Raw genomic sequence first — 16436 nt, forward strand, 5'->3', positions numbered from 1 at the left:
TCGTCAGGGATATATATTCCACCGCGCTCCGTCATAAGAGGAATATACGGGTACAGTGTGTCCAATCGTCTTGAGACGCAGCTTCAGAATGCGTTGAACACGCATAGGTTGCCGACATCGCAAACAAATGGACCGGAGGCAAATAATAAATCAATCCGGCCGCGATTATAATTCATCCATTATAATTAGTTGTAGCCTACAAAAAACGACGACGGCCTGACAGACATTATATTTCAACCAGTTCGCGCGTGTCTGCTTGTCTTTTCACATCATGCCCGATTGAACATTGGCTCGAAATCACAATCGAAAGTGAGTAATTTCCGAACCTTTTCCAGTTGTGATACTCCATTGTACGATGCCCTGATAGAAATTCGGGTAGTGCCACGTCTGTTGCTTTCTGGCCGACATTGAATCTCGAAAAATCCAGACCGCAATTCAGATTGTGTCTTTCCGAAGTTCCCGATTGACAACGACGTGACGGGTTGCCCCTCCAACGTCCGTTGTGGCGACTCGTAAAAAGAAACTCTTCGGTTGCGTCTCTGCCAAGCCAGGCAGATCCGCAAGCACGCTTTAGCGCGGATAGGACATACCATGCTGACGTCAGTTCCCAATAACGGATACAGCCCATTATCACCGAACTTTCATGTGATTGCGCATTCGAAACCTATGGAAACTTCGGTCAAAAAGCTGGCGATCATCGACGACCGGGCGCTTGACCGTGAGTGTCTGGCTCAGAGCCTGATCGCATATGGCCTTGATATGGAAGTCGAACTGTTTTCATCACTCGACGACTGGAGACATGCCCCGAACGGCCATCATAGCGGCATTCTGGTTAACGTCGGACGCAGCGATTTTTGCGATGATGTATCCCTTCATGAGCTACGGGAATTCATTGCCGATTACCCTTATCTGCCGGTCGTCATTCTTGCGGAAAACCGCGATCTGCGCCAGGTCATGAGGGCGTTTGACGCAGGCGTGCGGGGATACATCTCCTCGTCGATAGGACTGGCGGTGTGCGTGGGCGCCATCTCGCTTGCATTGGCGGGCGGCGCTTTCGTGTCAGCTGAAAATCTGAGCGATCTCAGGCAGTTGCTCGTGGTTGCAGAAGACAAGGAACGTCAGCGCACGGCAATGTTCACCCAACGTGAGGTCGATGTCATCAACGCGCTCACGCAAGGCAAGCCAAACAAGATCATCGCCTATGAACTCAACCTTCGTGAAAGCACCGTAAAGGTGCATATCCGCAATATCATGAAGAAAGTCGACGCCAAAAACCGAACGGAAGTGATCTTTAAAATATCCGATCTCTTCAAAAACTAACATCAGGTGTCGTGAAGCGAACCTGTTTAAAATCCATGATCGCCTGCGGGTGTCGGGCCCGCACGATGCAAACGCATTGGAGCGATTATGATAAGAAGGTTGTGCATCTCCTCTAAGCCTTTCGGCTAGCATTCCAAGCATAAAGACGGGGTAACGGGCGCGGAGCCGGATACGGTAATCTCTGGTCATTGGACATATGGACCCGGGATTTCGCCATGCAAACTTTCGTCGAAAATTTTGAAAACTCGGATCGACTGCGCCAGCGCGCCCGCAACATCATACCGGGCGGCGCGCATACTTATGCAAAGGGTGACGACCAGTACCCTGTCCTGTCTCCCGGATTCATTGAAAGGGGATATGGCTGCCATGTCTGGGATGTCGATGGAAATGAATATATCGAATACGGCATGGGGAATCGGGCTGTCGGCCTTGGCCATGCCTATGCCGACGTCGTAGAGGCGGCGCGTGCGGAACTATACCGTGGCTGCAATTTCACGCGCCCCGCAAAGATCGAGGTAGACTGCGCGTCGACCTTTCTCGACACGATCCAGACAGCCGAAATGGTCAAATTCTGCAAGAACGGTTCTGATGCGACGTCCGCCGCAATACGACTTGCACGGGCCGTCACCGGCCGCGACCTGATCGCGCGCTGCAGTGACCACCCGTTTTTCTCCACCGACGACTGGTTCATCGGGACAACGGAAATGAATGCGGGCATTCCCGAGGCGATCCAGAACCTGGTTCTTGGCTTCAGCTACAATGATCTGGCCGGTGCGCGCAGTCTGTTTGACCGCTTTAAGGGTCGCATAGCCGCCTTCATTTTGGAGCCGTCGCGCGGTGATCCGCCTCGGGACCAGTTTCTTCACAAACTCCAGAAGCTTTGCCACGAAAACGGTGCGCTTTTCATTCTCGACGAAATGATCACCGGCTTCCGCTGGGATGCGGGGGGCGCGCAGAAGACATACGACATCGCCCCCGATTTATCCTGTTTCGGCAAGGCGCTGGGGAATGGCTTTTCTATTTCCGCACTTGCCGGCAAGCGCGAGTTCATGGAACGGGGCGGGATCGATCAAACCGATGCCCCCCGCGTCTTCCTGCTTTCGACGACGCATGGCGCAGAAACGCATGCGATGGCGGCGGCCATCGCAACCATGAAAGTTTACACGCATGAACCGGTGGTCCCACATCTGGTCCGACAGGGAAATTCGCTGCGCGCCGCCATCAGCCAGATCGCAATTGCGCACGGGCTCGATTCCTACTTCGGCATCCAGGGCCATTCGGCCTGCCTCAGCTACTTCACGCTCGACCAAACCGGAAAGCCGTCTCAGGCCTTTCGATCGCTGTTTCTGCAGGAAACCATCCGTCGCGGCCTTCTCGCACCGTCTCTCGTTGTAAGCTACACGCATCAGGACGAGGATATCGCCAAAACGCTTGACGCCATCGATGGAGCGCTCGTCGTCTACCGTAAAGCGCTGGAATACGGAGTAGACAAATTCCTGACGGGACGCCCGTCAGAGGTCGTCTTCCGGCGTTTCAACAGCAACGCGCAGCATCAGGCCAGTCATGGGCTGGCCATGGCCGACATGCCGGAATTATCGGAAAGCATCCGAAAGCCTTAAACGGCTGAGGCACCTAGACCGTTCGCATTATAGCTACAGCCGCTTTGCCCGGTGCATCGATCTCGCCTGAAAAGATACGCTCGTCGCAATCGAAAATAGATTTTGAGGGGAAGTTTCATGCACGTTCTGGTCACCGGACATCGCGGATACATCGGCTCCGTCATGGTACCCATCCTGCGAAAGGCCGGTCACGACGTATACGGCTATGACACCGAATTCTACCATCGTTGCGCTTATGTGCCGGGCGGACCCTTGCCGCAGGTGCCCGGCGTCTGCAAGGACATCCGCGATATCACGCCCGCGGATATGGAAGGTTTCGACGCTGTCATTCACCTTGCAGCGCTGTCAAACGATCCGTTGAGCAATCTCAATCCGGAAATTACCTATGAGATCAATTACCGGGGCAGCGTTCGGGCAGCGCAGGCGGCAAAGCAGGCAGGCGTCAAGCGTTTCATCTTCGCCTCATCGTGCAGTAATTACGGCGCCGCTGGCGAGGGACTGGTCAACGAGACGGCCGAGCTGAAACCGGTATCGGCCTATGGCACGTCGAAGGTCCTGGCGGAGCAGGAGATCGCAAGCCTCGCGAGCCCCGGTTTCTCACCGGTCTATATGCGCCCGGCAACAGCATATGGCCTTTCGCCCATGCTGCGTTTCGATATCGTCCTCAACAACCTGACCGCTTGGGCGGTGACCGAGGGACTGATCCTCCTCAAATCCGACGGATCGCCCTGGCGTCCGATCGTTCACATCGAGGATATTTCGCGCGCCTTTCTGGCCGCGCTCGAAGCGCCGACCGATGCCATACACAATCAGGCTTTCAACGTCGGACAGGATGCGCACAACTATCAGATCAGGGAGATCGCCGAAATCGTCGCTCTCACGGTGCCCGGATGCCGGCTGCAATATGCCAGCGATGCAAGCCCCGATACCCGCTCCTATCGCGTCGATTTCGGCAAGATCGCCCGTGCGCTTCCGGCGTTCAAACCGACATGGACGGCGGCCGCAGGTGCCGAGCAACTCTACCGGGCTTACAAGAGCGCCGGCCTGACAATGGCCGAATTCGAGGGACCGCACTATCAGCGGATCGGCCAACTCCAGAAGCTGATCGGCGACAAGGATATCGACATCAACCTGCGCCGCCCCATGGCCGCGCTGCGCCAGAACGCCGATATTGCGGCATCGGTTTAAACAGGAGGCCCGGATGGGCAAGATGGAGCCTGGTGCAAAGCTGACAGGCGATGCATGGCGAGAGGCAGGTATCGGCCAGACTATTCACGACCTGGCCTCCCGCCTCTTTCCGATCTGTCGCAGCATCACCGGCAAGGGCGTGCGCGACACCATCGATATCCTCAAAGACTACATCGATATCGAGCAGCGCGCCGTCCCGAGCGGGACACGGGTTTTCGACTGGACGGTGCCGCAGGAATGGATCGTCCGCGACGCCTATGTCAAAAACGCGGCAGGACGCAAGGCGATCGATTTTCAAGTGTCGAACCTGCACCTCATGAACTACAGCATCCCTCAACGTCGCGTGATGCCGCTTGGCGAACTGCAAGCGCATATCCATACCTTGCCGGCACAGCCCGATCTCATTCCTTACAAAACGGCCTATTACACGGATGCCTGGGGCTTCTGCATGGCGCATCACGACTTCCTCAAGCTCGAGGAAGGCGACTATGAAGTCGTCATCGACACCGAAAAGACGTCAGGCAATCTGTTCTACGGCGAATATCTGCATCGTGGAAAAAGCGCCAAAGAGGTGCTTCTCTTCGCGCATATCTGTCATCCGTCGCTCGCAAACGACAATTGTTCCGGCCTTGCATTGCTGACATGTCTTGCCGCCGGCCTGAAAGGCAGGTCCACATATTACAGCTACAGGTTCGTCTTTGCGCCCGGAACGATCGGCTCCCTGTCGTGGCTTGCGCAAAACGATGAAGGGATATCGAACATCGCGCATGGTCTTGTGGTGTCTTGCATTGGCGACGGGGGTGGGCCGAACTACAAGCGCAGCCGCCGGGGAGATGCGCTGATAGACCGGATAGCCGCCTGCACGCGCTGCGGAGAGGATCGCAAACACCTCGAGATCGCCGACTTCATCCCCTATGGCTATGATGAGCGTCAATTCTGTTCGCCGGGCTTCAATCTGCCGGTCGGCCTTTTGCAGAGAAGCGCTTTCGGCACCTTTCCCGAATATCACACCTCGGCCGACAATCTCGACTTCATCCGGCCCGAGCACCTCGCCTCATCCTTTTGGATGATCATGGACATGATCGATGCTCTCGAAGACAACTGGACACCGTTGAACCTTCGGCCCAAGGGCGAGCCGCAGCTCGGGAAATACGGGCTTTTCCCTGCGATCGGCGGCCATAAGACGAATGACGATCGCACCATGGCCTATCTCTGGATACTCAACCTCGCCGATGGCAATAACTCGCTAGTCGATATTGCCGAGAGGTCGAAAATGCCGTTCGTGGATATTGCGAGCGCTGCCGGAAGACTGCTCGAGGCGGGCCTCGTCTCCAACCTTGGTTTCCAGACGCGCTAGATCTTCACTGCCAGGCCGGCCAACCGAGGTCTTTCTCTGACATGACGGAGGGAGGCGCCGGCCATTCAACACCGATCGCTGGTTCGTCATGGCGGATCCCTGCCGCGCTCGCCTCGGCATAGGGCACCGAAATCAGATAGGACACGGCAACGTCGTCGCTGAGCGACTGGAAACCGTGCGCAAAACCCTCGGGAATATAGAACTGCGCGCCATTATCGGCTGACAGCACCGTGCCAACCCACTGCAGATAGGTCGGCGAGCCGCGTCGCAGATCGACAGCGACATCCCATATCGACCCTTTGACGCAGGAAACCAGCTTGGTCTCCTGATGCGGCGGTCGCTGGAAATGCAACCCTCGTATGGTGTGCTTGAGCTTTGACAGCGAGAGGCTGTGCTGACTGAAATCGGACACCAGCGCGTTGCTCTCAAATTCACGCTTGCAGAATGTCCTTGCAAACGAGCCGCGACTGTCCCGGACAGGTATCGTATTGACGAGCCAAAGCCCGTCGATCTTTGTCTTCTCAAACAGCATTCGGCGCTCCTGATGCAACCCGTATCCAAGAAGAATTCTACGCCATTTCAGCAGCGCCGGAATACATCCATAGGCAGCAGCATACCTTGAAGGCAGGCAGGCAAATAAGTCACCCTTTCGGTTACTGAAGCCGACAGCAGGAAGCGCATTTTCGCGGATATTCCTGTCAACCTACGGCTTATGGATGACGTTTTCGAGCCGAATGCAGTATCGTCACCCACCCTGATCCATAGTATTTTTTCCTTCTAATAAAAGAATTTTCTGAAATTAACTCAACGACACCGCGAAAATCAGGGGGCGTCCGATGAATAATGAGGCGGTTTTTTCTGCAAGACTGAGCTCGACGCAACATGTCGGGCTTTGCCGTCTTTGCAACTCGCCATTGGTGCATACCTTCGTCGATCTGGGAATGTCTCCGCCCTGCGAAAGTTTCGTTGCAGCTGATGCAGCCAACGACGTCGAGCCATTTTATCCGCTCCATGCATTTGTCTGCGACGAATGCTTCCTCGTCCAGCTTCAGGAATATGTCGCTCCTGAGAACATTTTCACGGAATACGCGTATTTCTCTTCATTCTCGGACAGTTGGGTCGCTCACGCAAAGCGCTATTGCGACATGGTCATCGAGCGCTTCGCGCTTGACCAGTCCAGTTTCGTTGTCGAACTTGCCAGCAACGACGGTTACCTGCTGCAGCATTTCCTGGCCAGCAACATCCCGATGCTCGGAATTGAACCGGCGGTCAACGTCGCGAAGGTGGCGATCGGGAAAGGTATTACGACGCTGACGGAATTTTTCAACGAGGCTCTGGCGACCGATATGGCGGCCAGGGGGCAAAAAGCCGATCTCATCATCGGCAACAATGTCCTCGCACAGGTGCCCGATATCAATGATTTCGTGGCCGGCATGAAAACCCTGCTCAAGCCTGAAGGCGTCATCACCCTCGAGTTTCCGCACATCGAAAAGCTTATCGCGGAAAACCAGTTCGACACCATCTATCACGAGCACTTTTCCTACTTCTCATTGCTGACAATAGAAAAAATGGCCCGTCGTCACGGGCTCAAGGTTTTCGATGTCGAAGAGATCCCCACACATGGCGGTTCACTGCGGGTCTTTTTCTCACACGAAGACAGCAGGTTTCCGCGTGAAGCCCGCGTGGATAGCCTCCTCGCACGGGAGTTGAATGCCGGGCTTGACAAGATCGAGACCTATACGGCGTTCGCCGAAGCCGTGCGCCAGACCAAGCGAAACCTCCTGTCCTTCCTCATCCGCCTCAAGGAGATGCGCAAATCGATCTGCGCCTATGGCGCACCGGGGAAAGGCAACACGCTGCTGAACTATTGCGGCATAGGTACCGATTTCATCGATTTCGCAGTCGATCGCAACCCTTACAAACATGGTCGTCTCACGCCGGGAATGCATATCCCGATCCGGCCCGTCAGCGAAATCCCGCGTATGAAGCCGGACTACGTTCTCATTCTCCCCTGGAACCTGAAGAATGAGATCGTTGCGCAAATGAACGACATCAAAAACTGGGGCGGGAAATTCATCGTTCCAATTCCCGACATATCCATCATTGATCCGAAGGAGTTGGCACAATGAAGGTCGTCTTGTTCTGCGGCGGCAGGGGTACCCGCATCAGGGAATATTCCGAAAGCGTCCCAAAACCGCTGATCCCGCTCGGGTCTCAGCCGATCATGCGGCATGTCATGCAATATTACGCCCGGTACGGGCATGAGGACTTCATCCTCTGCCTCGGCTACAAGGCGCATGTCATAAAAGAGTTCTTCCTGAACAGCCGGCCGGAGAGCTATGCCGATTGCGTCATATCAAGCCCCGGACGCGTGGAACTGCTGGAGGAGCTGCCGAGGGACTGGCGCGTATCCCTGATCGATACGGGGATATGGCGCAACATAGGCGAGCGTCTCTGGGCCGTGCGTCATCATCTCAAAGGCGAGAAGATGTTCCTTGCCAATTATAGCGACGGCCTGACCGACGTCGATCTCGACGACATGATCGCCCAATTCGAAAAGAGCGACAAGCTCGCCTGCTTCCTTGCTGTCAGACCGCCCCTCACCTACCACCTGGCGGAGATCGACGAGAGTGGAAGGGTCCGGGAATTTCGATCGTCGGAAACATCCGATATGTGGATAAACGGCGGCTATTTCCTGATGCGGCCGGAGATTTTCGACTACATGCGCGAGGGTGAGGAACTCGTGCTGGAACCGTTTTCGAGGTTGATTTCCGAAGACAAGTTGATGGCCTACAAACATGAGGGCTTCTGGCGGTCGATGGATACGCTGCGCGACTGGCAGACGCTGGAGGCGATGGTCGAGCGTGGTGACATGCCATGGATCGGAGACGATGCGTCAATGGCACGCAAATCGTCAAACACCAAGCTGCTGCCATGAAAAACATGTCCCTTGCCTCAGCCGGTGATCGACTGTCGATCCTTTGTCTTGGAGCTCATTCCGACGACATAGAGATCGGCGTCGGAGGCACGGTTCTCAGCCTGCTATCAAAGGGCGTATTGCTGGATGTCTATTGGTGCGTGCTCAGTGCCGGCAACGAGCGGGCCCTGGAGGCGCGCAGTTCCGCCGAAGCTTTTCTGGAAAAAGCAGCATCCTACTCGATTGAGCTTGCATCGTTTCAGGACAGCTACTTCCCCTCGCAGAGCCGTGAGATCAAGTCATGGCTGCTGACGTTGCGCGACAAAGTCAGTCCCGACATCATATTCACGCATAGCCGCGAGGATGCGCACCAGGATCACCGCGAAATCAACAGGCTCACATCCAATATCTTCAGAAATAACCTGATTCTGGAATACGAAATCCCGAAATGGGACGGCGATTTCGGCAGGCGAAATGCCTACGTGCCTTTGAGCGAAGACGCGATGAACATGAAGGTCGAGCTTCTCCTGCAGCACTTTGGAACACAGCGATCGAAGGACTGGTTCGACGCGGATACCTTTCGTGGCCTGGCGCGGCTGCGGGGAATGGAATGCCGTGCGCCGACACGTTTTGCGGAAGCCTTTACCGTCAGAAAGCTCACATTCGCCTGAAGCAAGCGCAAGCTCGACGACGGTACGAAAGAGACGTTTTTCGGAAATTCAAAGAAACCAAAAACAATACAGGGGGCATCTTCGTCATGATCCGTAACCATCTCTCCGAGAACCCGCCGGAAGGCGCACCGCATCCGCAGGCCGCAGCCAGTGCGGCCGGCTATATCGGCATCATAGATCGCCGCATGCTCGAGCGGGAATGCCTCGCCCATAGTCTAAACTATCAATATGCGGACAGGTGCATCCTGACCTTCTCCAATCTCGGCGAATGGCAACAGGCGCGCGCGGAAATCGGCATGCCTGCGGCAGTTCTGGTCAGCGCCTGGCCCGGCCCGTCGGCGGAGACAAACCGCGAGCTTGCGGAGATTGTCGCAGCGGTCTCACCGGCCGCCGTCGTCGTGCTCTCCGATGATCAGGATATCAATACCATCCTCGATACGATCGCTCTTGGCGTGCGCGGCTATATATCGAGTTCCGTCAGCGTAGACGTCTGTGTCCAGGCGATCGGTCTTGCAATCGCGGGCGGGCGTTTCATCCCGGCAAGCAGCGTGATGAACATGAAAAGCCTGTTCGGCCTGACGGCACATGCGACCATACCGCCGATGAAATTTACAAGTCGTCAATCGGCTATTGCGGAAGCCTTGCGGTGCGGCAAGGCGAACAAGGATATCGCTCAGGAACTGAACCTCTGTGAAAGCACCATAAAGGTGCATATCCGCAATATCATGAAGAAACTTGGAGCAACCAACCGCACGGAAGTTGCCTGCAAGATCGGCGACATGGGTTACGAGCACTAAACACACGCCATTCACCGACCGCTACCGAACGCCCCGCTTACAGCAGGAACCGTCATGATCCAGTCGTCATCATCTCCGGGTGAGCAGGAAGGTATTTCCCGCTTCATATCCATCCTGCGGGAGCGGCGCAGCGCCGTCTTCATCTGCTTTCTCGCCAGCTTCGCTGTCGCGGCAATCGGCTACGCGCGAACCCCGATCCGATACAAGGCCGAGGCAACCCTTGCGCTTGATGTCCGCAAGCTTCAGGCGCTCCCCACCGAATCCGTGGTATCGCCGCTGCCTCAGGAAAGCCCGGTGCTTCGAACCGAACTCGATATCATCGGCTCGAGGTCTATGGCCGAACGGGTTCTCGTCATCCTGCGGAAAGATCGCCTGCTCGAAGGGCGGCAAACCAACTCCGATCGGGCAACCAACGACGTGACCACGCTTGGCAACGACGCCGAGACATCGAAAATGGTCGACAACCTCATGACCAATGTTCGTGTGATGAATGATGGCCGGTCGTACACAATTTACATCTCCTATTATGCCGGCGATCCGGCACTCGCCGCGAAAGTCGCCAATGCTTTCGGGGAAGCCTATATCGACTATCAGATCGACCTCCAGACAACCGCAACCCGGCGCGTCAGCGCGTGGCTCGGGGAGCGGCTGGTCAGTCTTCGGACGGCACTGGAGGAATCCGAACGTCAGGCATCGCAATTTCGCGAGAAATCCGGATTGATAAACACGGGTGGTCTTCCGCTGCAGTCGCAGCGTCTTTCAAGTCTGAATGTCGAGCTGACGACGCTGCAGGCCAAGCTGGCGGGGTCAAGGGCACGACTGGCGACAGCGCTCGCATTGCAGAAAAGCGGCGATGGGCTGGGGATCACCGAAGTTCTGTCCTCGCCAACGATCCAGCTCTTAAGGGCCGAGCAGGCAAGGGTCATCAGAGCCATTGCGCAGATCGATGAAAGCGGCGCCGTGATGAGCCCCGAGCGGCCGCAATTATCCTCCCAGCTCAGTTCGCTCAACAAGCAGATCGTTTCAGAGATAGCGCAGATTATCGCTGCCTTGCGCAACGAGATCGAGGTCAACGAAAAACAGCGGCAGGAGGTTGAAGCCAGCCTCAATGATGTGCAACGCGCCATTTCCACGACGGATATGGCCATGGTTCAGTCCGGGCAACTCGACCGGGAAGCGGCGGCGAACCGCTCGATCTACGAGACATACCTCGCACGCTACAAGCAGACGATCGAGCAGGACGGTATCGCGACTGCCGAGGCACGGATCATATCGAGCGCCATGCCGTCCCGTAAGCCGACCAGTCCGGACGCGGGTCTGTGGGGCCTTGTTGCACTTCTTCTCGGTTGCAGCACCGGTTTGGCAACGGCTTTCATCCTGAATTTCACTGACCGGTCCGTTGGCTCCATCACGTCTCTTCAACAGAAAACCGGACTTAACGTCATCGGACGCATCCCGCGCATTTCCTTCGGAGAGTTCCAGAACAAGCCCGGGAAATTCAGCAGCGGCGCAGCGGATTTCTACAGCGCGTTTGCCGACCTGCAGACCCACTTACAGTTGGCCGAGAGCAAGGCGAAAGTGATCGCCTTCACGTCTTCCGCCGATGGGGAAGGCAAGACGTTCGTGATTGCCAACCTCGCCAGATCTCTTGCAATGAGCGGCGTGAAGCTGCTGCTGATCGACGCCAATCTGCGAAACCCGGCTCTCGGGACGGAATTCGATGTGGGATCGACGTCGCATGTCGCCCAGGCGATCAGCCATGAGGTCAGTCTGGACGACATTATCCAACGAGATCAGGCCTCCGGGGTCGACATCATCATCGCTGAGAAAAGCGATATGCCGCCAAATCTTGTTCTTGGAAGCAAGCGCTTCGCCGGCCTGATTGCGGAGGCGAGACAGCGGTACGAACTGATATTGATCGAGGCCCCATCCGTTGACCATGACCTCGACCTGTTGCGGATCGCCACACTTTCGGACGCCGTATCCTTCGTGGTCCGGCAGGACGTCGCCGATGGCACGGGCATGAAAAACGCCGTCATCAAGCTGCGGGTCGCGGGCCGACCGATCACGGGCATCATCCTCAACGGAATACGACGCCCGAGAAAGCGTCAACCACCGGTCTGGCCGAGGATTTTCCGGGACTGGAACCCTCATTTCAAGCTGCGGAAACGGGCGACCAGTCTGCGCCCACCGGCTGTGGTCCATAACGAGAGGTGAAACATGCGCTTCGTGACAAGGTCCAGGGGCCTTTCCCTGATGATCGCCAGTACCACCTTTCTGTCCTTGGTCTTTCACCAGATACCGGCCACGGCAGATGGCACCAACTACAAGGTCGCTACCGGCGACGTCCTGACGATCTCCGTCTATGGCGACCCGGGCCTGACCGGCCTCTTCCCCGTCAGTGCAGATGGAACGATCGGTTATCCGCTCCTTGGCAACGTCAACGTGGTCGACCAGACGGTGAACGAAATCGGTGAGCGGATCAGCCGCGATCTGGCAAGCCATGTGGCAAACCGCTCCGTTGCCGTCGCCGTCAAGGAATATGCTCCGATCTTCGTTGTCGGCGACGTCCAGAAGCCGGGGAAATACGAGTTCCGTCCCGGAATGATCGTGCTTGAACTCTTCGCGCTCGGCGGGGGATTGCGCGAGTCGAATGCACAGAGGGACACGTCGGGCATACAGCTGATCGCTGCCCAGCAGGAATATGAAGACATGTCGATGCAACTCCTGTCGCAGGACATCCGGCGCGTCCGGCTGGAAGCGGAACTGAACGACACCGAATTCGAGTATAAGGGCGACGAAATCGGACTTGTCCGGGATCGCGCCGCGCTGGAGAAGATCGTCGCATCTGAAACAAGTCTGTTTCGCCTTCGCCTGTCGGCGCAGCAGGACGAAAAGACCAATCTCGAAGTCCAAAGACAGAACTTCATTCAGGAAATAGACACGCTTCAGAAAAGCAACGTCATGCGCAGCCAACAGCTTGAGCTGCTCGACATGGACGTCAACGCCTCGAAGGAACTTGTGACGCGCGGTGCAGCCTCGGAATCTGCCTTGAGAGAGCGCAAGCGCGAGTTGCTATCCATGAACCAGCAGGTTCTGGAATCAACATCGTTCCTGGCGCGCGCGCAACAAAACAAGAGCGAGGTGGAGCGGCGGATTTTGGAGCTGAAAAGCAAAAGGCACAATGACGCCGCGACCGAATTGCGCGAGACCTCGCTGGACATCATGCGCCTGAAGAAAAAGCTGGACTTCAGCCTTCAATCCATGGCCGAGATCGGTTCGACGGCGCGGCGGGTTTCCAGCCTCGAGGACATGATCCAAACCAAGTTCTTCATCGTGCGGCAGGTTGCAGGCACATATCGCGAAATCGCTGCGGACGAGCATACGCAGGTCCGGGCGGGGGACGTCGTCCGCGTCCGCCTGTCGGTATCCGACAAAGATACGGTTTCGGCAGCGGTCGTCACAGGAAGCGTCAACTAGAGCAACGAGCGTCTCCGCCCCCCTGTTTGAGCGGCCCCACAAGGCAGCTACCGCTTTTGGAGAGATACAACTCCAAGTCGCAATTTGCTATCCTGAAGAGTGCCCTCCGACAGTCTTGTGAGGACCCGCACCAATCAAAAGAGTTTGCCGACGTTCCGATCGGTTAGCTCCCGATTTCCTCCAGAGAACAGAACAATCGGCACAGGTGCCGGGGAGACGGAGATGGAATCCGCGATCGTTCCGGTTGGTTATCACATGGTCAGGCAGCGTGCCGTCATCATCGTGAACGGCGAAAGAGGGCTGCAGCCCGTCCACGTGACGCAAGATGCCCTGAACGACATTCAGTCCCCACCACAGTGCGATGCGCAACGTCTGGCGCAATTCGTCGACGTGTTCGCAACGATAGCGGCATCCAAAATCGAGAAGGGAATGTTTGCCTTCGATGGACAGATCTGGATCACGGCGACCGACGTCCGGGCCTGGCTCAATTTGGCGGCGGAAAACCGACCGGCCAGGTGACGTCTGCCAAACTCTGAAGCTTCTGTCCTTGCCGGCACCCAAAGAACGAAAAGTTGCCAAAAATCAGATGGATAGACGGGACCCTACCGCTTATAGCCAGATTGATCCGAAGTGCTAAAAGCGGTTTGTTAGAGTAACCCGTCGCCCCCTGATATTTTGGCGGGTCCCTGGTAACCGGGGATACCTGGTGACTGGGAGGGCTCGCTCGTTCAATCGGGCGAGCCTATTTGCGTTCCGCACAAACCGTCACCAACGCCGCGCAAATCTTGTTGAGTCGACGGGTTCAGATTGAAATTTGCAAGAATATTACCCCAGTCAAGCTGGAACCACAGACCACACGCCACTCATGGAGTAACGAACGATCGGTCGGCCGCTTTGTGGGCTTGTTAAATGGCTTGTCGCACCATATCCGATTGCAGCGACTTTGGTTGTCGCCACCACTCATACAAATCCTGAATCCCGTATCTGAGTTCGACCGTCGAGGCCCAGCCAAGCGCGTTTAGCCGCGAGCAGTCGAGCAGCTTTCTGGGGGCTCCATCGGGTTTGCTGGTGTCAAAAACGATCTGCCCATCGTAGCCGACGATACCAGCAATCAGATGGGCGAGATTGCGGATGGATATCTCGCGTCCCGAGCCGATATTGATCAGCGGAAAATGCGCCGATGATTTCATGAGGAAACAACAGGCATCGGCCAGATCGTCCACATGGAGAAATTCCCGCAGAGGACTGCCCGTACCCCATAGAACGATCTTGTTATGACCGCTGATTTTCGCCTCATGCATTCTCCTGATCATCGCGGGAATGACATGCGAGCTTTGCGGATCGAAATTGTCGTTCAGCCCGTAAATGTTGGTCGGCATGACGGAGACGCAATTCAGACCGTATTGACTGGAATAGAATTGGGAAAGCTTGAGCGCCGCGATCTTCGCAATCGCGTAAGCCTCGTTGGTCGGCTCCAGCGGGCCGGTCAGAAGCGCATTTTCCGTGATCGGTTGTGCTGCAAATTTCGGATAGATGCAGCTCGACCCCATCCAGAGAAGCTTTTCGACACCGATATCGGCAGCCGATTTCATGATATTCATCGAAATGAGCGTGTTGGTGTAGAGAAAATCCGCCGGATAGGCTGCGTTTGCTGCGATGCCGCCGACCTTGGCGGCAGCGACAAAAATGACCTCGGGCCTTGCCGCCGCCATCCATTGCTCCGTCTCGTATTGTCGGGTCAGATCAAGCTCGCGGCGGGAGACTTTGAGGATTTCGCAATTCTCGCGCTCCAGACGTCGCACGAGTGCCGAACCGACCATACCCGTATGGCCGGCGACCCAGACACGCTTGCCATTCAAGCTGAATGGCATGTCTTTCGATTCAGGCGACGAACTCATTTCTTCCCTCTTCCAACATTACGAGGCGAAGATCCGCTTCGACCATTTCCTGAACGAGGTCGCAAAAGGACGTCGAATGACTCCAGTCGAGTTTTCTGCGCGCCTTGCTGGGGTCGCCGAGAAGAAAATCGACTTCCGCCGGACGAAAATATCTGGGATCGATTTCGATGATCGAATTGCCGGTTTTGGCGTCATATCCCACTTCGTCACTGCCATCGCCGTGCCATTCTATTTTCTTGCCAACCACGCCGAAAGCAAGCTCAACGAATTCCCGCACCGTATGTGCCTCGCCGGTCGCAAGCACATAGTCCTCGGGTATTTCCTGCTGCACGATGCGCCACATGCCTTCGACATAATCGCGCGCATGCCCCCAGTCCCTCTTTGCGTCGAGATTGCCCAGACGCAGCTTGCTCATGAGACCGCGCTCAATGGCCGCGACGCCGCGCGTGATTTTCCGGGTAACGAATGTCTCGCCGCGAATGGGGCTCTCATGATTGAATAGAATGCCGTTGGATGCGTGGAAGCCGTAACTTTCCCGGTAATTGACCGTCATCCAGTATGCGTAGAGTTTGGCCGCAGCATAGGGGCTTCTCGGATAGAACGGCGTACCCTCGTGCTGGGCAACAGTGCCCATCCCTCCGAACAGCTCCGATGTGGATGCCTGGTAAAACCGGCAGCGATCGCCAAGGTTCAGGATACGCATGGCTTCCAGCAGCCGCAGCGTGCCCAGCGCATCCGCATTTGCGGTGTATTCCGGCGTCTCGAAGCTGACCTGGACGTGGCTCTGGGCGCCGAGATTATAGATCTCGTCGGGCTGGACCTCCTGAATGACGCGGCACAGGTTCGTGGCATCCGTCAGGTCACCGAAGTGCAGGCGAAAGCGCAGGTCTTCTTCGAAGGGATCCTGGTAAAGATGATCAATCCGACCGGTATTGAAGGAGGAAGACCGCCTTTTCAGGCCGTGAACCATATATCCCTTGGCAAGCAGCAATTCGCTGAGATAAGCGCCGTCCTGCCCCGTTACGCCGATAATCAAGGCTCTCTTGTCTACCATCCACCACATCTCCCAGCGGTTCCGGCCCCGGATGGCGCCTCCCTTAAAGGTATAACGAGGCACTGCGCGTCGGCAGCATACCAAAAGGGAGAGGACGGCAAGTCAGAACTGGCCGATTCACCGTCCACCACGTCG

At 56.3% G+C, this 16436-nt stretch carries 14 protein-coding genes; 11 read left to right on the forward strand and 3 right to left on the reverse strand.

Annotation, left to right across the window (positions count from 1 at the left end):
• Positions 1-591 precede the first annotated feature (591 nt).
• The 4 genes from NYR50_RS14620 to NYR50_RS14635 all read left to right on the forward strand — a co-directional run bounded on the left by NYR50_RS14620 (position 592) and on the right by NYR50_RS14635 (position 5484).
• A complete protein-coding gene (locus NYR50_RS14620) occupies positions 592-1320 on the forward strand; it encodes a LuxR C-terminal-related transcriptional regulator (protein WP_035214798.1) in 729 nt (242 codons plus the stop codon).
• Positions 1321-1535: 215 nt separating this feature from the next.
• A complete protein-coding gene (locus tag NYR50_RS14625) occupies positions 1536-2939 on the forward strand; it encodes a glutamate-1-semialdehyde 2,1-aminomutase (RefSeq protein WP_418137374.1) in 1404 nt (467 codons plus the stop codon).
• A gap of 117 nt (positions 2940-3056) precedes the next feature.
• Positions 3057-4127, forward strand: coding sequence for an NAD-dependent epimerase/dehydratase family protein (locus NYR50_RS14630; RefSeq protein WP_418137375.1), 1071 nt, complete (start codon positions 3057-3059; stop codon positions 4125-4127).
• Positions 4128-4140: 13 nt separating this feature from the next.
• On the forward strand, positions 4141-5484 hold the full coding sequence (locus NYR50_RS14635; RefSeq protein ID WP_418137376.1) for a DUF4910 domain-containing protein: 1344 nt from the start codon (positions 4141-4143) through the stop codon (positions 5482-5484).
• Between the two features lie 4 nt (positions 5485-5488).
• Here NYR50_RS14635 and rfbC read toward each other — a convergent pair whose 3' ends face one another.
• On the reverse strand, positions 5489-6016 hold the full coding sequence (rfbC, locus tag NYR50_RS14640) for a dTDP-4-dehydrorhamnose 3,5-epimerase (RefSeq protein WP_418137377.1): 528 nt from the start codon (positions 6014-6016) through the stop codon (positions 5489-5491).
• A 304-nt stretch (positions 6017-6320) separates the two neighbouring features.
• On the opposite strand from rfbC, the gene NYR50_RS14645 reads away from it, so the two are divergent.
• From NYR50_RS14645 to NYR50_RS14675, 7 genes are all read left to right on the forward strand, one after another.
• The gene (locus NYR50_RS14645; RefSeq protein ID WP_418137378.1) at positions 6321-7613 is read left to right on the forward strand and encodes a methyltransferase domain-containing protein; all 1293 of its coding nucleotides are present in this window, start codon (positions 6321-6323) and stop codon (positions 7611-7613) included.
• Positions 7610-8422, forward strand: coding sequence for a glucose-1-phosphate cytidylyltransferase (locus NYR50_RS14650; RefSeq protein ID WP_418137379.1), 813 nt, complete (start codon positions 7610-7612; stop codon positions 8420-8422). The genes NYR50_RS14645 and NYR50_RS14650 overlap by 4 nt, the downstream gene beginning before the upstream one ends.
• Complete coding sequence (locus tag NYR50_RS14655; RefSeq protein ID WP_418137380.1) at positions 8419-9072, forward strand: PIG-L deacetylase family protein; 654 nt, start codon at positions 8419-8421, stop codon at positions 9070-9072. Before NYR50_RS14650 ends, NYR50_RS14655 begins: the two co-directional genes overlap by 4 nt.
• Before the next feature lie 86 nt (positions 9073-9158).
• Positions 9159-9869: a helix-turn-helix transcriptional regulator gene (locus NYR50_RS14660; RefSeq protein WP_080812426.1), complete on the forward strand. Its 711-nt coding sequence runs from the start codon at positions 9159-9161 to the stop codon at positions 9867-9869.
• 54 nt (positions 9870-9923) lie between these two features.
• Positions 9924-12086, forward strand: a complete 2163-nt coding sequence (locus NYR50_RS14665; protein ID WP_418137381.1) for a GumC family protein — start codon at positions 9924-9926, stop codon at positions 12084-12086.
• A gap of 3 nt (positions 12087-12089) precedes the next feature.
• A complete protein-coding gene (locus NYR50_RS14670; protein WP_418137382.1) occupies positions 12090-13349 on the forward strand; it encodes a polysaccharide biosynthesis/export family protein in 1260 nt (419 codons plus the stop codon).
• Positions 13350-13571: 222 nt separating this feature from the next.
• Positions 13572-13868 carry a hypothetical protein gene (locus NYR50_RS14675; RefSeq protein ID WP_418137383.1) on the forward strand — a complete coding sequence of 99 codons (297 nt, stop codon included), beginning with the start codon at positions 13572-13574 and terminating at the stop codon, positions 13866-13868.
• A gap of 386 nt (positions 13869-14254) precedes the next feature.
• Here the strand turns inward: NYR50_RS14675 and NYR50_RS14680 are convergent, their stop codons facing one another.
• Both NYR50_RS14680 and gmd read right to left on the reverse strand, forming a co-directional pair.
• A complete protein-coding gene (locus NYR50_RS14680) occupies positions 14255-15247 on the reverse strand; it encodes a GDP-L-fucose synthase family protein (RefSeq protein WP_418137384.1) in 993 nt (330 codons plus the stop codon).
• Positions 15231-16301 carry a GDP-mannose 4,6-dehydratase gene (gene gmd, locus NYR50_RS14685; RefSeq protein ID WP_006311440.1) on the reverse strand — a complete coding sequence of 357 codons (1071 nt, stop codon included), beginning with the start codon at positions 16299-16301 and terminating at the stop codon, positions 15231-15233. Before gmd ends, NYR50_RS14680 begins: the two co-directional genes overlap by 17 nt.
• Between the last annotated feature and the right edge of the window lie 135 nt (positions 16302-16436).

The sequence above is a fragment of the Agrobacterium sp. El2ro-1b genome (genome assembly GCF_048298475.1).
Lineage (GTDB): Bacteria > Pseudomonadota > Alphaproteobacteria > Rhizobiales > Rhizobiaceae > Agrobacterium > Agrobacterium fabrum.